This is a genomic window from Paraburkholderia sp. UCT31 (assembly GCF_014397655.1).
Lineage (GTDB): Bacteria > Pseudomonadota > Gammaproteobacteria > Burkholderiales > Burkholderiaceae > Paraburkholderia > Paraburkholderia tuberum.
Genome location: NZ_VZQP01000015.1, coordinates 64,592 through 81,726 on the forward strand (window position 1 = coordinate 64,592; position 17,135 = coordinate 81,726).

The 17,135-nt window shown below is 59.6% G+C and carries 14 protein-coding genes, 1 tRNA gene and 1 pseudogene; 7 read left to right on the plus strand and 9 right to left on the minus strand.

Annotation, left to right across the window (positions count from 1 at the left end; translation table 11 throughout):
- Positions 1–55 precede the first annotated feature (55 nt).
- The gene (locus F6X40_RS14995) at positions 56–1,588 is read right to left on the minus strand and encodes a diguanylate cyclase (RefSeq protein ID WP_187628364.1); all 1,533 of its coding nucleotides are present in this window, start codon (positions 1,586–1,588) and stop codon (positions 56–58) included.
- 336 nt (positions 1,589–1,924) lie between these two features.
- Here F6X40_RS14995 and antA point away from each other — a divergent pair, with 336 nt between their 5' ends.
- The 3 genes from antA to antC are packed head-to-tail and all read left to right on the plus strand — an operon-like array spanning position 1,925 to position 4,845.
- Positions 1,925–3,316 (plus strand): anthranilate 1,2-dioxygenase large subunit, encoded by a 1,392-nt coding sequence (gene antA, locus F6X40_RS15000; RefSeq protein ID WP_187628365.1) that lies wholly within the window; start codon positions 1,925–1,927, stop codon positions 3,314–3,316.
- Positions 3,313–3,801 carry an anthranilate 1,2-dioxygenase small subunit gene (gene antB / locus F6X40_RS15005; protein ID WP_090802720.1) on the plus strand — a complete coding sequence of 163 codons (489 nt, stop codon included), beginning with the start codon at positions 3,313–3,315 and terminating at the stop codon, positions 3,799–3,801. Before antA ends, antB begins: the two co-directional genes overlap by 4 nt.
- Before the next feature lie 15 nt (positions 3,802–3,816).
- Complete coding sequence (gene antC, locus F6X40_RS15010; RefSeq protein ID WP_187628366.1) at positions 3,817–4,845, plus strand: anthranilate 1,2-dioxygenase electron transfer component AntC; 1,029 nt, start codon at positions 3,817–3,819, stop codon at positions 4,843–4,845.
- A 6-nt stretch (positions 4,846–4,851) separates the two neighbouring features.
- On the opposite strand, the gene F6X40_RS15015 is transcribed toward antC, so the two are convergent.
- Positions 4,852–5,847, minus strand: a complete 996-nt coding sequence (locus F6X40_RS15015; protein ID WP_184062711.1) for an AraC family transcriptional regulator — start codon at positions 5,845–5,847, stop codon at positions 4,852–4,854.
- A gap of 320 nt (positions 5,848–6,167) precedes the next feature.
- Between F6X40_RS15015 and F6X40_RS43510 the strand changes: the two are divergent.
- Positions 6,168–6,677 (plus strand): annotated as a pseudogene (locus F6X40_RS43510) (methyl-accepting chemotaxis protein); the annotation flags it as partial.
- A 509-nt stretch (positions 6,678–7,186) separates the two neighbouring features.
- Here the strand turns inward: F6X40_RS43510 and F6X40_RS15025 are convergent.
- Together F6X40_RS15025 and F6X40_RS15030 are read right to left on the minus strand one after the other, a co-directional pair.
- The gene (locus F6X40_RS15025; protein WP_187628367.1) at positions 7,187–7,726 is read right to left on the minus strand and encodes a hypothetical protein; all 540 of its coding nucleotides are present in this window, start codon (positions 7,724–7,726) and stop codon (positions 7,187–7,189) included.
- A 181-nt stretch (positions 7,727–7,907) separates the two neighbouring features.
- A complete protein-coding gene (locus F6X40_RS15030; RefSeq protein ID WP_262421457.1) occupies positions 7,908–9,752 on the minus strand; it encodes an ATP-binding protein in 1,845 nt (614 codons plus the stop codon).
- Between the two features lie 295 nt (positions 9,753–10,047).
- Between F6X40_RS15030 and F6X40_RS15035 the strand changes: the two genes are divergently transcribed.
- The 3 genes from F6X40_RS15035 to F6X40_RS15045 all read left to right on the plus strand — a co-directional run bounded on the left by F6X40_RS15035 (position 10,048) and on the right by F6X40_RS15045 (position 14,321).
- A complete protein-coding gene (locus F6X40_RS15035) occupies positions 10,048–10,623 on the plus strand; it encodes a recombinase family protein (RefSeq protein ID WP_187628368.1) in 576 nt (191 codons plus the stop codon).
- 438 nt (positions 10,624–11,061) lie between these two features.
- The gene (locus F6X40_RS15040; protein WP_187628369.1) at positions 11,062–13,203 is read left to right on the plus strand and encodes a DNA methylase; all 2,142 of its coding nucleotides are present in this window, start codon (positions 11,062–11,064) and stop codon (positions 13,201–13,203) included.
- The gene (locus F6X40_RS15045) at positions 13,200–14,321 is read left to right on the plus strand and encodes a hypothetical protein (protein WP_187628370.1); all 1,122 of its coding nucleotides are present in this window, start codon (positions 13,200–13,202) and stop codon (positions 14,319–14,321) included. Before F6X40_RS15040 ends, F6X40_RS15045 begins: the two co-directional genes overlap by 4 nt.
- Positions 14,322–14,641: 320 nt before the next feature.
- Here F6X40_RS15045 and F6X40_RS15050 read toward each other — a convergent pair.
- The 5 genes from F6X40_RS15050 to F6X40_RS15070 all read right to left on the minus strand — a co-directional run bounded on the left by F6X40_RS15050 (position 14,642) and on the right by F6X40_RS15070 (position 17,103).
- Positions 14,642–14,717, minus strand: a tRNA-Ala gene (locus tag F6X40_RS15050).
- 62 nt (positions 14,718–14,779) lie between these two features.
- Positions 14,780–15,133 (minus strand): c-type cytochrome, encoded by a 354-nt coding sequence (locus F6X40_RS15055; RefSeq protein WP_187628371.1) that lies wholly within the window; start codon positions 15,131–15,133, stop codon positions 14,780–14,782.
- Positions 15,133–15,924: a BON domain-containing protein gene (locus F6X40_RS15060; protein ID WP_187628372.1), complete on the minus strand. Its 792-nt coding sequence runs from the start codon at positions 15,922–15,924 to the stop codon at positions 15,133–15,135. The genes F6X40_RS15055 and F6X40_RS15060 overlap by 1 nt, the downstream gene beginning before the upstream one ends.
- 26 nt (positions 15,925–15,950) lie before the next feature.
- Entirely contained in the window at positions 15,951–16,538 is a 588-nt protein-coding gene (locus tag F6X40_RS15065) for a phosphoheptose isomerase (protein WP_062125567.1), read from the minus strand.
- A gap of 142 nt (positions 16,539–16,680) precedes the next feature.
- Entirely contained in the window at positions 16,681–17,103 is a 423-nt protein-coding gene (locus F6X40_RS15070; RefSeq protein WP_260336494.1) for a YraN family protein, read from the minus strand.
- Between the last annotated feature and the right edge of the window lie 32 nt (positions 17,104–17,135).

Sequence of the window (17,135 nt, forward strand, 5' to 3'; positions counted from 1 at the left end):
TAAGGGCTGGCAAGCGGGCCGACAAGTGGCTCGGGAAACGAGCCCTGGAAGCGGGTCAATTCGCGCGGCGCGGGTCGATGTCCGGCGTCACCGCGGCGCCGTCCCGCGAGGAGTGGACCGTCGGCGCGCCGTACAGCATCACCCGATTGCGGCCGGCATCCTTCGCGCGATACAGCGCTTCGTCGGCGGCGTCGACGAGCGCGCGGCTCGTCGCGAGCGCCGCGCCCTGCGCGGTCGCAGCGCCTGCGCTCACCGTCAGCACGTGATGCGTGCTGGCCACATGGCGGCATTGCAGCGCCTGCACCGCCGCGCGGATCTGCTCGGCGATCCGCTGCGCGCCCGTCGCGTCGGTGTCCGGCAGCAGCACCGCGAACTCCTCGCCGCCGAAGCGCGCGGCCGTATCGCCCGGACGTCGCGCGTTCTGCGCGATACAGCGCGCGACGCCGATCAGCGCTTCGTCGCCGGCCGAATGGCCGTAAAGGTCGTTGAAGCCCTTGAAGTTGTCGACATCGATCAGTAGCAGCGACAGCGGCCGGCCGGTGCGCTGCGCGCGTCGCCATTCGTCGTTCGCGTGCTGCTCGAAGGTGCGGCGGTTGTTCAGGCCGGTCAGCCCGTCCGTGCGCGCCAGTTCGCGCAACTCTTCCTCGGCCGCGCGGCGCAGACGCAACTGGCGTGAGAACAGGATCGCGAGCGCGATGATCGTCACGTCGAGCGCGCCGATCAGCATGCCGATGATCCACGCGCGCCGCCGCCACTCGACGTAGATGTCGCGCGTCGAGAGCGCGACGTCGAGGACCAGCGGAAAGCCGTCGATATGGCGAAACGCATACCAGCGCTCGACGCGATCGATAGCCGCCGTGCCGAAGAAGTCGCCGCTCGGCCCCTTGATGAAGCGCGAGAAGTTGGCCGTGCCGGTCAGGTTGATGCCGATCGTTTTCGAATCGTAAGGACGGCGCATCAACATCGTGCCGTCGCTGAGCATCAATGCCATCGAGCCGCTCGGCCCGAGCTTCATGCCGTCGAACAGGCGATGGAAATACGTGAGGCGCAGCGTGCCGACCACCACGCCGCCGAAGCTGCCGTCCGGCCTCGCGATGCGCCGGCTCAGCGCGATGCGCAGGTCATCGTCGGTGCCGCTCGGGCTGAACGGATGGCTGATGTACAGGCCGACATCGGGTGAAGCGCGCTGCGCCTTGAAGTAGTCGCGGTCCGCATGGTTACTTGCGCGCGGCGGCCACGCGCGTGAATCGAAGCGCACGTTGCCGTTCTCGTCGAGCACGAATACCGAGCCCATGTCCTTTGCGCTGATCGAGCCGTCGAACAGCACCATCTGGCGGATCTCCGGCGGCAGATCGAGCACGCCCGGCTGCTTCAGTCCGTCGATCGCCGCGCGCAGCGACAGGTCGTAGATCTCGAGATTGCGCGACACGTCGCGCTGGACCAGCAGGGATATGTTGGCGACGGAGTCCTGCGCGCGCCGCAACGCATCTTCGCGCATCTGTGCGAGCAGCGACACGGCGATCGCGAGGATCGCGCCAGCCAGCAAGACACTGATCGCAATCACGTTGTTCGGTCGGCGCGTCACCATGCGTTTTTGGTTCTGACATGCGCTGAACGTCGCGCGTGAAGAAGCGGCCGCGTCTCGGCAATCACCGTCAAAAACGCGACCTACGAAAACGTTAGCGTAGCAGACATGGCGTACAGGCAAACGTTTGTGTAGCCGGGTTTTTTGCCCGCATGCACCAGAACGGCACGCCAGAAGTTCCGTCCGGCGGGGGGTTTGCGCCCGATCGCCAGATTATCCAGGCGCCGTCCAATTATTCGGATAGCAAATGCGAATTGGCTGGATAGTTGGCCTCGCCACTTGAGTATTCAATCGAGCCTGTCACGTTCAAACGATTGAACACAAGGAGAGCGACACATCATGAGCGAGAAGCGCAGCGCCTCGGAATGGCGCGAATTCGTCAGCGGCTGTCTGGACTTCCGCCCCGCGGAAGGCGTGTACCGGATTGCCCGCGAAATGTTCACGGAGCCCGAGCTGTTCTCGCTCGAGATGGAGCACATCTTCGAGAAGGCCTGGATCTATGCGTGCCACGAAAGCGAGATCCCCAACAAGAACGATTTCCTGACGATGCGCGCGGGGCGCCAGCCGCTGATCATCTCGCGCGACGGCGCCGGCAACCTGAACGCGATGATCAATGCGTGCCAGCACCGCGGTGCGACGCTCACGCGTATGACCAAGGGCAACCAGTCGACCTTCACGTGCCCGTTCCATGCATGGTGCTACAAGAACGACGGCCGCCTCGTGAAGGTGAAGGCGCCGGGCGAATACTGCGACGACTTCGACAAGTCGGTGCGCGGCCTGAAGAAAGCGCGCATCGCGAGCTACAAGGGCTTCGTGTTCGTGAGCCTCGACGTCGACGGCATCGACACGCTCGAAGACTATCTCGGCGACGCGCGCATCTTCTTCGACATGATGGTCGCGCAGTCGCCGACCGGCGAGCTCGAAGTGCTGCCCGGCAAGTCGACCTACACGTTCGACGGCAACTGGAAGCTGCAGAACGAGAACGGTCTCGACGGCTATCACGTGAGCACCGTGCACTACAACTACGTGGCGACCGTGCAGCACCGCATCGAGGCGAATGCGAAGAAAGGGGATAACCCAGGCGGCACGCTCGACTACAGCAAGCTCGGCGCCGGCGACAGCGAAACCGACGACGGCTGGTTCGCGTTCAGGAATGGCCACAGCGTCCTGTTCAGCGACATGCCGAATCCGCAAGTGCGTCCCGGCTACGAGAGCGTGATGCCGCGGCTCGTCGAAGCCTATGGCCAGGACAAGGCCGAATGGATGATGCACCGGCTGCGCAATCTGAATGTCTACCCGAGTCTGTTCTTCATGGACCAGATCAGTTCGCAGCTGCGCATCGTGCGGCCGGTCGCGTGGAACAAGACCGAGGTCATCAGCCAGTGCATCGGCGTGAAGGGCGAGTCGGCGACGGATCGCGAGAACCGCATCCGTCAGTTCGAAGACTTCTTCAACGTGTCCGGCATGGGCACGCCCGACGATCTCGTCGAGTTCCGCGAGCAGCAGCGCGGCTTCCAGGCGCGCCTCGAACGCTGGAGCGACATCTCGCGCGGGCATCACAAGTGGGCTCGCGGCGCGACCGCGAACACCACGCTGCTCGGCATCGAGCCGAATCTGACCGGCACCGAGCTGACCCACGAAGGGCTTTACGTGAACCAGCACGGCACCTGGCGCGACACGATCCTCAAGGGTCTCGACAAATCCATCGAATCGCAGGGAGAGCAGGCATGAGCCAACTCCAACACTCCGTCGAGCAGTTTCTGTATCTGAAGGCCGATCTGTGCGACAAACAGCAATGGGACGAATATGTCGACCTGTTCGATCCGCAGAGCGTGTTCCATGTGCCGCAGTGGGATTCCGAGCACGTGTACACGACCGATCCGAAGCAGGGCATGTCGCTGATTTACTACTCGGACCGCGCCGGTCTCGAAGACCGCGTGTTCCGGCTGCGCACCGGCAAGTCGGCCGCGTCGACGCCGCTGCCGCGCACGATGCATCAGATCAGCAACGTGCGACTGAGCGAGCGCGAAGATTCGAGCGTCGAAGCGAACGTGAACTGGTCGACGCTGTACACGCGTCACGGCTCGACCGACTACTTCTACGGCCGCGCGGTGTACGACCTGCAAGCGTCGGGCGATAGCTGGAAGATCAAGCGCAAGCACGTGCTGCTGCTGAACGACCACATCAACGCGGTGCTGGATTTCTACCATCTGTGAGCCGGGAGCACGACGATGAAACATAAGGTCGCGTTGAGCTTTGCCGATGGCAAAACCGCGTTCTTCGATGTGAGCCCGAACGAGCTGCTGCTCGACGCGGCGCTGAAGAACGGCGTGAACATTCCGCTCGACTGCCGCGAAGGCGTGTGCGGCACCTGCCTGGGGCGCTGCGAATCGGGCGACTACACGCTCGATTACGTCGACGAGGAAACGCTCAGCGAAGAGGACCTCGCGCAGCGCAAGATCCTCTCGTGCCAGACGCGCGTGAAGTCGGATGCGTCGTTCTATTTCGACTTCGACTCGACGCTGTGCGAAGGCGCCGGCACGAGCACCGTGTGCGCGAGCGTGGTCGGCGTCGAGCTGGTCTCGGCGACGACCGCGATTCTGCGAGTCGATGCGAGCGCGCATGAGCGTCAGCTCGATTTTCTGCCGGGCCAGTATGCGCGCGTGAAGGTGCCCGGCACCGAAGAATGGCGTTCGTACTCGTTCGCGAATCATCCGAACGCGCGCAATGAGTTGCAATTCCTGATCCGTCTGCTGCCCGACGGCATGATGAGCAACTATCTGCGCGAACGTTGCAAAGCCGGTGATACGGTCGAGTTCGAGGCGCCGCTCGGCGCGTTCTATCTGCGCCAGGTCGAGCGTCCGCTCGTGATGGTGGCGGGCGGCACGGGACTCTCCGCGTTCCTCGGCATGCTCGACGACATTTCGGCGAAACGCAATGTCGCGCATCCGGTGCATCTGTACTACGGCGTCACGAATGCAGCCGATCTGTGCGAGACCGGGCGCATCAACGGCTACAAGGCGAGCATCGAAGGATTCGCGGTCGAGACCGTCGTGATGAATCCGGCGCCGGAATGGTCGGGCAAGACCGGGCTGATTCCCGAGCATTTCGACCGCTCGTTCCTCGAATCGAATGGCTTCGACATGTACGTGTGCGGACCGCCGCCGATGGTCGAAGCGATCAAGACCTGGCTCACCGAACAGGGTATTCAGGACTACCGGCTGTTTTACGAGAAGTTCGGCGAAAGCAGCGCGCGATAGGACGTTCTAACGCCGCGCCGCGCGCTTCAGCGTCTCGGACGGCGACTCGCCGAACAACGCCTTGTACTCGGTCGAGAAACGGCCGAGATGCGACATCCCCCAGCCCAACGCCACCGACGAGATATTGCGCACCGAGCGGTCGTCGAGAATATCGCGCCGCGCCGATTCGAGCCGGTAGCGTTTCAGATACGCGATCGGCGCGCAGCCAAAATATTGACGGAAGCCGTCGAACAGCTTGAAGCGCGACACACCCGACGCGCGCTCGATGTCTTCGAGCGTGATCGGCTCGCGCGCGTTGTCGTGAATGAACTGACGCGCGCGGGTCAGATAATGCGGCGGAGTCGGCGCGGTCGCGTTGGCCAACTGTTCCGAATAGTTATGCGGCTGCGACAGCAGCAGTCCCTTCAGCAACGTCAGTTCGAATTCGCTGGACATGTAAAGCTGCCCCAGCGATGGTCCCGAGCGCTCCATCTCGCCGGCCAGGAACTTGACCATGCGCCACCACGATGCCTGATCGCCGGCGGCTGCATCCATGTCGGGCTGGAACACGAGCGGCGCTTCGACGGGGCGTTGCAGCATCGTCTGCAGCACCTGTTGGAGCGCGGAGCGCGGAATCGCGACGTGCAGCTTGCGGCAATTGCCGGTGATCGCGAGATCCTGCGATTCCTGCGGACTGACGATCAGACCGCAATCCTGATCTGACAACCACCTCTTGCCGTGTGCTGCGAGCTCCTGCTGACCGACCATCGGCAGGCTCACGCTGTAGCAGTTCAGCGGACTGCTCTCGCTCACCGCGACCGTCACGTCGGTGCCGTATTCGACGTAGCCTATCGTCGTCGCCATCGAACGAAGTACGGTGCCGGACTGGTGGAAGCGCAAGCGCTCTGGATGACTGACCTGGAGGCCGTGGGGGCCGCAGATGGACGCCATCCAGTTGCGTGCGCCGTCTAGGTCGCTTAAGGCGGCGCGGAGATCGCGGTTGTTGGGGTCCGGTGTTGACATACGTGGAGACGAGCTATTGAGGTGCGTGCCCCCGAGGGCAGACAGTCCATCAAGGCGCAAACGGGGACATGATGGGTTTGGCTAAGCCTACCTCAACCGTGACCGCTCCGGGTGGATGAATAAAACATTGTCCTCCGGTAAAGCACCGCTGTGCTGGCATGGAGAATCGCTGCCAAATGGAAAAGAGACCGAAATTCAAACGAAAGGCGATGCAATCATCACGCATTTTAAATATGCGCAGAACCGTGCAAGCTTCTAATTTTTCGGTCATTGCGTTGTCTGTTGCGCAGAAGGGCAGCGCGGTGGCCGGCCGGCCCTAGGTCGTCAACACGACGCAGCGCATCAGCGACAGATCGACGAAGATCGCGGACATCACAGCGATCATCGAGGCGTTGCGTTTCAGACCAACATTCTCGCGCTGAACGCGGTCGTCGAAACGGCGTGCGCCCGCGAGCAGGGACGCCGCTTCGCGGTGGTCGCGAGCGAGGTGCGCAGCCTCGCGCAACGCTCGTCGAGCGCCGCCAGGAGATCAAGGACCCGATCGCGACGTCGGTCGACCGGATCCGCGACGGCTCGGCGCTCGCTGGCGAAGCGGGGAGGACGATGAACGAGGTCATGCACGCCGTCGCACGCGCGACCGTCATCATGGCGGAGATGGCGGCGGCATTGAGCAGGTCAATCTCGCGATCACGCAGATGGGCAACGTCACGCAACAGAATGCGGCGCTGGTCGAACAGGCGGCGGCATCGCGCGCGATGGAGAATCAGGGGCAGCAGTTGAGCGAAGGGTGGCGTTCTTTCAGGTGGCGGGCGGGGATGCGGGGGCGGTGAGTGTGGGTTCTGGTTTTGCTGCTTCGGCTAGGGCTACGGCTACGGCTACGGCGGTGCCGGCTTTGGTTCAGGTTGTGCGCAAGCCGACGCCGCGGCGTGAGGTGGCGACGCAAGTTCAGCGGACATCGCGCGCGACGGTTGCTGCTGCGCCGGTGGCTGAGGTGGCCGGTGCGACCGCCGCGTCGAGTGTGGCAAGCGCTGTGGTCGGCACTGCGGAAGGCGGGTGGGATAAGTTCTGATCGGAGCTTTTTGGCGGCGCGTCGTACGGTTAACGCGTGCATCGAGGTCAATAACGAACGATGCGCGTTTGCCGACGCAGAAAAACAAAAACCGGCGCGAGGCCGGTTTTTGTTTTGAGGAATCTGTCGGGGGAGGACTATCGAACAAGCACGCCAGCTTGCCAAGCTGGCGCCGTAAGGCGTATGGGTTCGAATCCCATCTAAAGCCGGCAGATTAAACTCTGCGGGCTTTTTTCATTTCGACTGCCATGCCGCAATAACTCGCAGCCCTTATAACGTAACTGCGGGCACTGGGGCGGTGGCATGCGATCCGAGCGCAGTCTTGCCCGAAATCGCCTCGCGCAGTCGACACACTCGGGACCGAAGTGCGGCGGTAGTGCACGCATGCTCACGCGCCAGTTCGCTATAGGGAACGCCCGAAGCAACACCCCTGAGAAGCTCCCAGTCCGGCTCGCGCAACATCGCGGCAAGGCGCGCGAGCTCTTTCCGCGCGTGAACTGCGTCGTCCAACGATGAGGCAATGGAACGAGAATCCTCTTCGTCGTCTACGCTGTTCGGTGCAACGCTCCAAAACCCGGTCGTAGCCGCATGAGCACGGCGAAGGAGCACCACGCGGTGACGACCTTGACGTGCTGCGGATGCGGCGACTCGCAGAAAATCGGTTTCGTCGACCGCCCCAGGCAAAAAATCGGGCTGCAAAATCACATTAAGTGCTTCTTCAAGGCTCGACGCCTGAACCGAGCAGTCAGTGGAAGAAAGCTTACGCTGGAGACGCTCATACGCCTCCCATGAGGGCGGGATATACGCCATGGTCGAACCCCTTCTGTGCAAACAGTGTTGTCTGCGGTTGGGTTGAGGAAACACGCTGCCTATTCCGATTAGCGTTCTTACCGGGGGACACTTTGCCCCCGGTAAGCATTCAAACCAGTCAAGATCGGCGTTTAGAAACTATAGTGAGATTTAGTGCTTTTGAAAAGTGTCGCCGGATGGTTCAACCAACGAGTTGAATCCGATACGTCTCCGACCATTCTTTTCGCATTTGATCGAAGACGCGCTTTGCGTCCTCGTCACGGCCGAGCACTCCTTGTGCGCGCGCGAGCGAGAGCAGAAGTAGCTCCAAGGCGACCAGCGGACCTTCATCGATATGCATCGGCTCAGTCCCGGGCACCGTTTCGTCCTCCCCCGCCGGTTTTGTCGCCAAGTCGCGCAACGGGTTGTAAAGCTTCTCGAAAAACGGATGCGCAGTGTTGATGGTAAGGATAATCCGTCCGAACTTGTGATCGATATGATAGAAGGGCCAATACTCGTCATGCCTAAAAGCGATCAAGTATTTTGAGGACTTGACGCGTTCAAATGCTTGCTCGTCAGTTTCGCCATCACGCCGCAGCGTTACGGCTAGGCCCATGAGATTTGCATTGAGTTGTGCCTGTTCCTCGTCGGTGAGTTCAGTATCGACAGGTTTTGTGTGAAGATAATCGACTTCGTTTGCCCGTCGTTCACTTGCCGACGCCTTCGCCGGGTCCATCCGACTTGCCTTTTCCCCCTGAAAGCGCTTGATTTCATCGTTTAGCTTAGTGATGTCCCCTCCGACCTCATCTCGAATGGCGTCAAGGACGTAGTCCTTCATGCGCACACCTTGTTTATTGGAGGCAACGCCGAACGCTTCGTCCAAGACCCCCGGGAAGTCGATCTGGACCCGATACCAGTTCGTAACGCTGTGCCGCGTCGTCAGCTTGGGCAAACCGCCTGCAAATACCTCTCGGTCGTTGCGAAGAATCGATACCGTAAGCCCATCGAAGATACGAAGATCATTCCTCTGGACCTTTCTCTCCAAGTCGGACCATTCCTCGATCGGGAGCCGAAAGATTTTCACCAAGGCCTGAGCCGTCCGCGAGGGGTCCTTTTCGCTAATCGGAATGTCGACGGGGCGAGCAAGAACCAGACGACTAAGGGCGGGAACACCCTCAACCATCCGGGCGTGCCGGGCGTTCGGCATCGAGTAAGTTGGATCAAATGCTTCGACGCGGCGATTGTTCACGAACAGGCGCAGGCCGGACGAAATCGCGCGGCGATAAATGCGACTCATCTCGGCAACGGCATGCTCGGAGAGCGTTCTGGCTGTTCGCGAGGAGAGTCGGTCGCACGAGGGCATGTAGACAATAGTTCCACGCGGTCCGAGGTGCTCTGCTAGGTCCCCCGCGTCATCCGCCAAGAGTTCCTGCTCGTTGCGGTTCGACGGCCAAACCATTGGCGTAGAGAAAATCTCGGCCAGCTCGCCGGGAAGTTCTGTGTTCAACGTCGGGTCGGGCACGTACACGGCATTGGACCTATCCTTGCCGACCGCCTCGACGTCTAGCATCATGCTGTAGATTGCGCCGGTCTCCTGCCACGAATACAGCTCCATGACTGGGCTCATGCTTAACGCCGCTGTTTTCATTCCCATACCGAACCGGCCGATTCCGTTTCGGTCGTTGTAATTCATGGAGCCGCCGAACGAAGTTGCCACCTTGAGGACGTTGGGTTCCATTCCGCGACCATTGTCGTAGACGGCAGCGTCAATTGTGTAGTCGCCCTTCTTGCCCAATTGGCGATAGTAAATCCGCACCTCGGTTGCGCCAGCTTCGATCGCGTTGTCGACATGCTCGCAAATCGCCGACGTTGTGTGGTTGTAGCCGACGTCCCGCAACGAGGCGATCAGCGTCTGCGCAAAAAACAACGGCACGGCGGCGTTTTCTTTCAGGATGCGGTTCAACACTGTTCGCCCACCGCGGGGCGAATCGGGGGACCAGTTGACAACGCTCTCAGCAACGTCGGTTGCGATTTCGGGATTTTGCATTTTCGACTCCATGGTTTGTTGCGCCAGTGTTGGCGCGGGAGGTGAAAGCAGAGGCTTTCAATAATAAGGACCCGGCAGCGACCGCTTGTTGCATCTTTTTTTTGTGAGAGTTCGGTGATCTGCTCAATGTCTCAAGCAGCCCCGTCGAATAAGTCGATTGACAGCTCATGCAGCGGTAAAAAATCGTCCGTTTTTTGCCACTCGGAACGCGGGTTGGCGGGCGGTAAGACAGTCCTTCTAAACGAATTGATTTCCTGGCATCCTGGCTTCCACGTTTATTTACCGGGAGCAGTCGGTGTGTAGCACGTTCCTTTACGCACGCGTGTCCACAGCGGAGCAAACCACTGACAACCAATTGCTAGAAGTTCGCCGCGCCGGGTTTGCGGTTTTGCCGCGCCACACGATCACGGAAACCATATCGGGCAGCGTACCCGTCGCCGAGCGGCCCGGTTTCTCGAAGCTGTTGGATCGGCTAGATGAGGGTGATACGCTCGTCGTTACCAAGCTCGACCGGCGGGGACGGAACACGACCGTCGTACTGGGAACCGTCGAGAAGTTGGCCGCACAGGGCGTGCATGTGCATTGCCTAGCCCTCAAAGAAACCGACTTGACGAATGCGGCCGGGAAGCTGCATATGACTGTGCTCGCCGCGGTTTCGCAGTTCGAGCGGGATTTGCTCATCGAGCGAACACACGCAGGACTTGCGCGCGCCAAATCCCAAGGAACGAGGCTCGGCCGTAAAGATGCACTCACAACAGAGCAGAAGGCCGAAATTCGGACCAAGCTGGCCGAAGGAGCTTCGGCCCGTGGACTTGCGAAGGAATATGCCGTTTCGCATTCAACGATATTGAAGGCCGCGCGGCGTTGCTAGTTCTGCCAATGCATCGGCGCGAGCAGCGCTGCCGTGTTAAGACCTTGGCGCGACGTGCAGATGGACTCTCGTGGTCCGTTCGGGTTCAAGGTGGGGGAGGCAAGACCACTGACTTTATTTGGTCGGCCGCCAACGTCGGGGACAGAGCGAGGAAGCTTCTGACTTACCATCCTCCGGCGAAGGGCAGTCCAGTTGTTTGGCCCGTTCCCCCAGCGATTGGTCCATAATCTTTCCTTTCGGATTGGAAAAATGTTCGCCGTTCGTGGATGCGATCGCTTACTCGCCACCGCGACGTTTGCTGCGGATCGACGATACCCCAAACTCTCCACCGTTGAAACGGTAACCGCCGTAGGCAAGAGTAGCGCCGCCACGCGGTAAACAAGATTCTGAAGCTCATATGACTTGCGTGACTTCTAAGCGGATAATCAATATATCGATATGAGCAATACCTTCAAGTTGGAAAATAATTTCGATGTATCTTTTACTGCGCTGCTTGCGACGCGTGAGAAACAAATTCAGCAAAATTACCGCCCGATAATTGGCGTTCACAAGTGGTTTGCGCGACGCCCGGGAACCGTATTTCGAAACTTGCTTCTTGCTGAGTTTAATGGGGAGGAGCCCATTGAGGTCGAATACTGGAAAGCGCACTCCTTTCAAGGTGTCATCGCCGATCCCTTTATGGGTGGAGGAACTCCGATTTACGAGGCGAATCGCCTTGGGTTTAGTGTAATTGGCACGGACATCAATCCAATGGCATTCTGGATCGTTCGCCAGTCGCTTGCCGATTTTGACGAAAAAATGTTCCGCGACGCCTTGAGTTCGGTAGTAAGTGATGTTGAAGGTGAGATACAGGATTTTTACACTACGAGATGTACAGAGTGCAGCCGAGAAGCACCCGTGAAATATTTCATCTGGGTGAAGAGGCAGGAGTGCCCCTCTTGTGGAGAGCCTAACGATCTGTTCCCCGGACATCTTCTGGCAGAGGACGTCCGCCATCCCCATAATGTTCTCGTATGTGATTGCTGTGGTGCGCTCAACGGGTTCGAGCGGACGCCCACTAAAGACAACCCTGGCATCTGTCGCGAATGCAGGTCCGAGATTTCGGTCGAGGGGAATGCGAAGCGAAACAAGGTTTCATGTAGGCGCTGTTCGACTCAATTTGCGTATCCGCCTAAAAACGCCAACGTGCCACCGCAACATCGCATGTGGGCGATTGAATACTACTGCGACTGTGGCTCAGAAACACGGAAAGGGCGATTCTTTAAGTCACCAGACCAAGACGACTTGAACAGGTATCAACGTTCGGCTGAGTTGCTTGCCTGTCGATCGAGTGACCTTCCTATCCCGCGCGATGATATTCCGCATGGAGACGAGACAAAGCGTCTTCATCGATGGGGATACGGGAAATTTCGAGAGATGTTTAATGACAGACAACTACTGAGCCTAGGAATTCTCTTGCAACGAATCACGCACGTGAAACACGTCGCGACGCGCCATGCATTACTAACAGTGTTCTCAGATTTTATTCGTTACCAGAACATGTTGTGTCGATACGATACATATGCGTTGAAATGCCAAGACATATTCAGCGTTCACGGATTTCCGGTCGGGTTGGTGCAGTGCGAGAACAACGTTATTGGGATACCCAAGGTGGGTTCAGGGGCCTTTGTTCATTTTGCCGAGAAATTTATCCGGGCAAAGTTATATTGCAAGAATCCTTTTGAGACTCGCGTGGAGAACGGGAAAAAGCGTTTGGTCCCGATAGTTGGAGAAACGATAGCTGCGTCGTTCACGGAAGACACTCCGTCCCCAACCGGGCGTGAGGCACGTATTGCTGCGATGCCTGCCACGGAGATACGGTTGCCTCCGCAGTCGTTGGATGGCGTCTTCACAGACCCCCCATACTTCGACAACGTTCAATATGCTGAGTTGATGGATTTTTGCTACGCGTGGCTTCGTCAAGCGCTCGGGGACGAGCTTGAATGTTTCTGGCCTTCAACGACGCGAGCTCATGCTGAGTTAACCGGAAATGAGACAATGGGGCGCGGGCTCGCTCATTTCACTGAAGGTCTTTCGAAAGTATTTTGCCACTACGCGTCCGCGTTAAAACCCAATGCACCGTTTGTGTTTACCTACCATCATAACGATCCGCTGGCCTATCTTCCGCTTATTGTAGCAATGCTGGACGCAGGTCTAAATTGCACCGCTGCACTGCCTGCACCTGCCGAGATGGCGGCATCTTTACATATTGCGAGATCAAACTCGTCCGTCTTGGACACCGTATTCGTTTGTCGGGCGGTCGAGTCAGTGGTGGCGAGTTCGCTACGCGGTTGTTTGGCTAAAGATGTCGAGGGATTGCAAAATGCCGGGCTGTCTTTGACAGCTGGCGATCTTCGATGCTTGATCGCAGGACATGTCGCTCGGTTGGCGGTGAATGAACTTGTGCAGTCGTGGAACAAGCAAGAGTCACTGCAAGAAAAAACGCGGCTGGCGACAAACGCGATCAGTAGGCTTTCGGCGCATAATCCTGCGGCCGACCTGATCGCAGAGATATTGTCTCAAGCTACTTCTACAACATGACAGAAATCACACGCCCGTACGAGCTAAATGCAACAGAATTGGACAAGCACCTGGACGCTATGGTTAGCGCAACGTTCGCTGATATATCGTCGGAGTTCCTAATCTTACCAAAGGGTACTGGCTTTCTCCCCTACACCGACTTTAGGCAAGCGTTTGAGGTGTTGAAGCGACAAACGCGAGTTTTTGAGATGTTCGATCTAGAGTCTGTTTCTCGGGCAGTTGACGAAAATAGCAGAGTTTTCGGAGTGATTCGTTCGATTCTCGGCATGTCCCCACCGGAATGGGCAGAGTTGGCTAATGCGGAATCCGATATCGAAATAAGCCAGACTGCAGCTAGGCAATTGGATCGTGAATGTCGGCTCGACTCCGGTGCAGTGCGCAACGCACGGGAAAGGTATGCCAGCCGTGTGAGTACAGCGGAGGCTCGCCGTCGCGAGCCTCCGCCGCAATCGAAATTTATCGAACGCGTTGATGCGCTTTTGGCCGTAGCGATTAGGTACATTTCGGAGGGAGCACCTGAAGCGGGCGATGCCGTCGTGCATCGACTCGATAAATTCGATACAACGCAAGGGCTTGAGTCCGTGGAATATGCTGCACGCGAGAATGTTCCATACGCTGCCGTGTTGTATGAACGCTACCTTGGACGACCGTTTGCGACACACCGCGATGCCGTGTCGGAGCTGGTAGGCGAGGTGATGGAGAATGCCGTCGAAGAGGTTTTGCGTGGTGCAGGCGTAACGTACCGCAAGACAAAACGTGCAGAGCGAATCCCCGGTTTCGGGCAAGCACCGGACTTTTGTATTCCCGATGACGTTGATCCAGTAGTTGTAATTGAAGCAAAAATCACAAGCGACGACGGGACTGCGCGTGACAAGGTCGCACGCATCAAGGTGCTCGCTAATCAACGAGATGAACGTATCCGGAGAGGTGGCGCGCCTTACGAAGTGGTCGCGTGTATTGATGGTCGAGGTTTTCGCCAGCGTCGAGCGGATATGGGGCAAATGCTGACCGAACTGAACGGTAAGGTATTTACTACCGCTACCCTAGAACACTTGTTGACCCATACGCGAATAAGAGAATTCGTGGCAATCCCGCGTCCTGGTGACGAGGCCGTTTAGCCTGCGGAGCTGAATCGATTGAGCAATTCGCGCCAACAAGGACATGGCTTCTCTCACTAGCTGCTCGAACCCGCGAACGCAGATTGCGCAGCGAGCTAAGCCGGGGTAGGACCGCGTGTGGCAAACGCGAATCAGCCCGAAGGTCGCTGCGACGAAGAGGCGATGTTGGTGGCAACACTTTCGTCGACTGCTGAATTGCCCCCAATCCTGCCCCTGGATGTCAACGGAAGAGAACTCGGACGTCGACGCAATAAAAAACCCCGTAAGCCTTGATCTTACGGGGTTTCTTAGACTTTCTTGAACTACTTTGGATCGGTATTTGGTGGAGAGGAGGAGGATCGAACTCCCGACCTTCGCATTGCGAACGCGACGCTCTCCCAGCTGAGCTACCCCCCCAACAAAAATAATTCTAGCACAGCCATTTTCCCTTTTGCCAAGCCTCCAGCCCCGGGAAAACCTCATCTGGACGGCGCGCCCGCGAGCACCCAGTCGACCACCGCGCGGATATCCGCATCGCTCATCGATTGATGGGCCGGCATTGGAATCATGCCCCATACGCCGGAGCCGCCGTCCTTCACCTTGCGCGCGAGTTTGGCCGGCGCCTGCGCGTCGCCCTTGTACTTCGTGGCGATTTGCTGGAACGACGGACCAACCAGTTTGCGATCGACCGCGTGACAGCCCATGCACGCATTCGCGGCGGCGACCTGCTGGCCGCGCGGCGCCTCGGCCGCGCGAGCACCCGACGTCATCGTGCCGGCGAGCGCGCCCACCACCAACGCGAACACGACACCCCCACGCGTCATACCGCGCATCAAGGCACCGCCTTCGGATTACCCGGTCGCACCGACGTCGACGAGTTGACAGGCGCAGGCGCCTGCTGATCGAGCGGCCGCGCGCTCACCGACGAATCGGGAATCGCGCCGACCGTCGGCTCGCTGACCTCGGGCTGCGAGGCGGCCACCGGCGCCGTCGCACCGGCGGCCGCAGCAGCTTCGGCTTCCTGCGGCTGGATGTACTGGAACACCTTGACCACCTGCACGACCCCCGGCACGCGGCTCGTGACGTCGGCGCCGATATTGCCCTCATTCATCGTGACGAGGCCCATCAGATAGACGTTGCCGCGCTCGGCCACGACCTTGAAGTTGTTCGCCGAAATGTTCTTCTCGGCGATCAGAGCGGTCTTCACGCGCGTTTCGAGGTAGGTGTCGTTGGTGCGCGACGAGAACGAGCTCGCCGGCGCGATCGCCAGTTCATTGACGATCGTATTCACGTTGTTCATGTTCCGCACGATGCTCTCGGCACGCTGCTTCGACGCCTCGCCCGCGACCTCGCCGGTCAGCAGCACGCGGCGGTTGAACACCGTGACGTTGACGTGCGCGGAGTCCGGCAGATTCTGGCTGATCTGCGACAGCGCCTTCACCTGAATCTCGCGATCCTCGGTCTGCGCGCCGAGCGTGCGGCGGTCGGTTGCCATCAGCGCGCCGCCGCCCGCCGCGGCCCCGACAGCGAGAAAGCAGCCTTGCAGCGTGGCCGACAGGCCCGCCGCGAACCCGACCACGAGCACGGTTCTCACCAGTGTCTTCTTGATGCGGAAAACGCTCATCAACTAGCTCTCCTTCGAAATCAGTCTCAGTCTTCGCCGAGCAACATGGCATCGATGCCGTCGCACAGGCAATGGATGGTCAGCAGGTGCACTTCCTGGATGCGCGCCGTGCGGTCGGACGGCACGCACACGTGGATGTCGGTGTCACTCAGCACCTCCTGCGCGCGTCCGCCGCCCTTGCCGGTCAGCGCAACGACGATCATTTCGCGCTCATGCGCGGCTTCGATCGCGGCCAGCACGTTCGCGGAATTGCCGGATGTGGTGATCGCGAGCAACACGTCGCCGGGCTGACCGAGCGCCCAGACCTGTTTCGCGTAGATCTGTTCGAACGAATAGTCATTGGCGATCGCGGTGAGCACGGAGGTGTCGGTGCTGAGCGCAATGGCCGGCAGACCTGGCCGCTCACGCTCGAAGCGGCCGATCAGCTCGGCCGCGAAATGCTGCGCGTCGGCGGCCGAACCGCCGTTGCCGCACGCGAGGATGCGATTGCCGTTGGCGAGCGCGGCGAACATCGTGTCGATCGCGGCGGCGATCGGCATCGACAGGGTTTCGAGGGCTTCGAGTTTGACTGCCGCGCTGTCGCGGAAGTGTTGTTGGATGCGTTCGACTGACATCGAGTCTCTATCTTGTACCGCGAATGGACCGCACTGCGCGGCCGTGTTGTGAAGTCATACTGCCAGGCTGTGGCCGCCGATGAGTTCGCGCGGCACGCGAGCGCAAGTTTATCGCACTCACGCGCGTTGTCTGCGCTGTCGGTCAGACTTCGTCGGCGCGAAACGCATCGCGCAACCACACGAGCCTGCCGCTCTCGAACGCGACGACGTCGAAACGGCACGCGGGTTCGTCGCGCGGGCCGCGGTTCGTCGTGGCGCGCGTCGCGAGATAGTGCCGCGCCGCTCGCACGATGCGCTGTCTCTTCTGCCAACCGATGCTCGCAGCCGCACCGCCATAATGCCGCTGCGCACGCGCGCGAACTTCGACGAACACCAGCGCGCCGTCACGATCACTCATCACGAGGTCGATCTCGCCGCCCCGACAGGTGACGTTGCGCGCCACGAAGCGCAGACGCTGGCGCTGCAAAAATTCTCGCGCGCGTGCTTCGAAAGCCGCGCCGACGGATTTGGACTGGTGAGCGCAGGAAAAGTTGTGGGCGGTTTTTGGACCGGCGTTTATGGGCATCTTTTGCGCAGTGTTCGGCGCGGCCTGCTCGC

What these genes read in the sequence shown, in the direction of transcription:
- F6X40_RS14995 (WP_187628364.1), bottom strand. Translation starts at nt 1,588, where the DNA reads ATGGTGACGCGCCGACCGAACAACGTGATTGCGATCAGTGTCTTGCTG.
- antA (WP_187628365.1), top strand. Translation starts at nt 1,925, where the DNA reads ATGAGCGAGAAGCGCAGCGCCTCGGAATGGCGCGAATTCGTCAGCGGC.
- antB (WP_090802720.1), top strand. Translation starts at nt 3,313, where the DNA reads ATGAGCCAACTCCAACACTCCGTCGAGCAGTTTCTGTATCTGAAGGCC.
- antC (WP_187628366.1), top strand. Translation starts at nt 3,817, where the DNA reads ATGAAACATAAGGTCGCGTTGAGCTTTGCCGATGGCAAAACCGCGTTC.
- F6X40_RS15015 (WP_184062711.1), bottom strand. Translation starts at nt 5,847, where the DNA reads ATGTCAACACCGGACCCCAACAACCGCGATCTCCGCGCCGCCTTAAGC.
- F6X40_RS15025 (WP_187628367.1), bottom strand. Translation starts at nt 7,726, where the DNA reads ATGGCGTATATCCCGCCCTCATGGGAGGCGTATGAGCGTCTCCAGCGT.
- F6X40_RS15030 (WP_262421457.1), bottom strand. Translation starts at nt 9,752, where the DNA reads ATGCAAAATCCCGAAATCGCAACCGACGTTGCTGAGAGCGTTGTCAAC.
- F6X40_RS15040 (WP_187628369.1), top strand. Translation starts at nt 11,062, where the DNA reads ATGAGCAATACCTTCAAGTTGGAAAATAATTTCGATGTATCTTTTACT.
- F6X40_RS15045 (WP_187628370.1), top strand. Translation starts at nt 13,200, where the DNA reads ATGACAGAAATCACACGCCCGTACGAGCTAAATGCAACAGAATTGGAC.
- F6X40_RS15055 (WP_187628371.1), bottom strand. Translation starts at nt 15,133, where the DNA reads ATGCGCGGTATGACGCGTGGGGGTGTCGTGTTCGCGTTGGTGGTGGGC.
- F6X40_RS15060 (WP_187628372.1), bottom strand. Translation starts at nt 15,924, where the DNA reads ATGAGCGTTTTCCGCATCAAGAAGACACTGGTGAGAACCGTGCTCGTG.
- F6X40_RS15065 (WP_062125567.1), bottom strand. Translation starts at nt 16,538, where the DNA reads ATGTCAGTCGAACGCATCCAACAACACTTCCGCGACAGCGCGGCAGTC.
- F6X40_RS15070 (WP_260336494.1), bottom strand. Translation starts at nt 17,103, where the DNA reads ATGCCCATAAACGCCGGTCCAAAAACCGCCCACAACTTTTCCTGCGCT.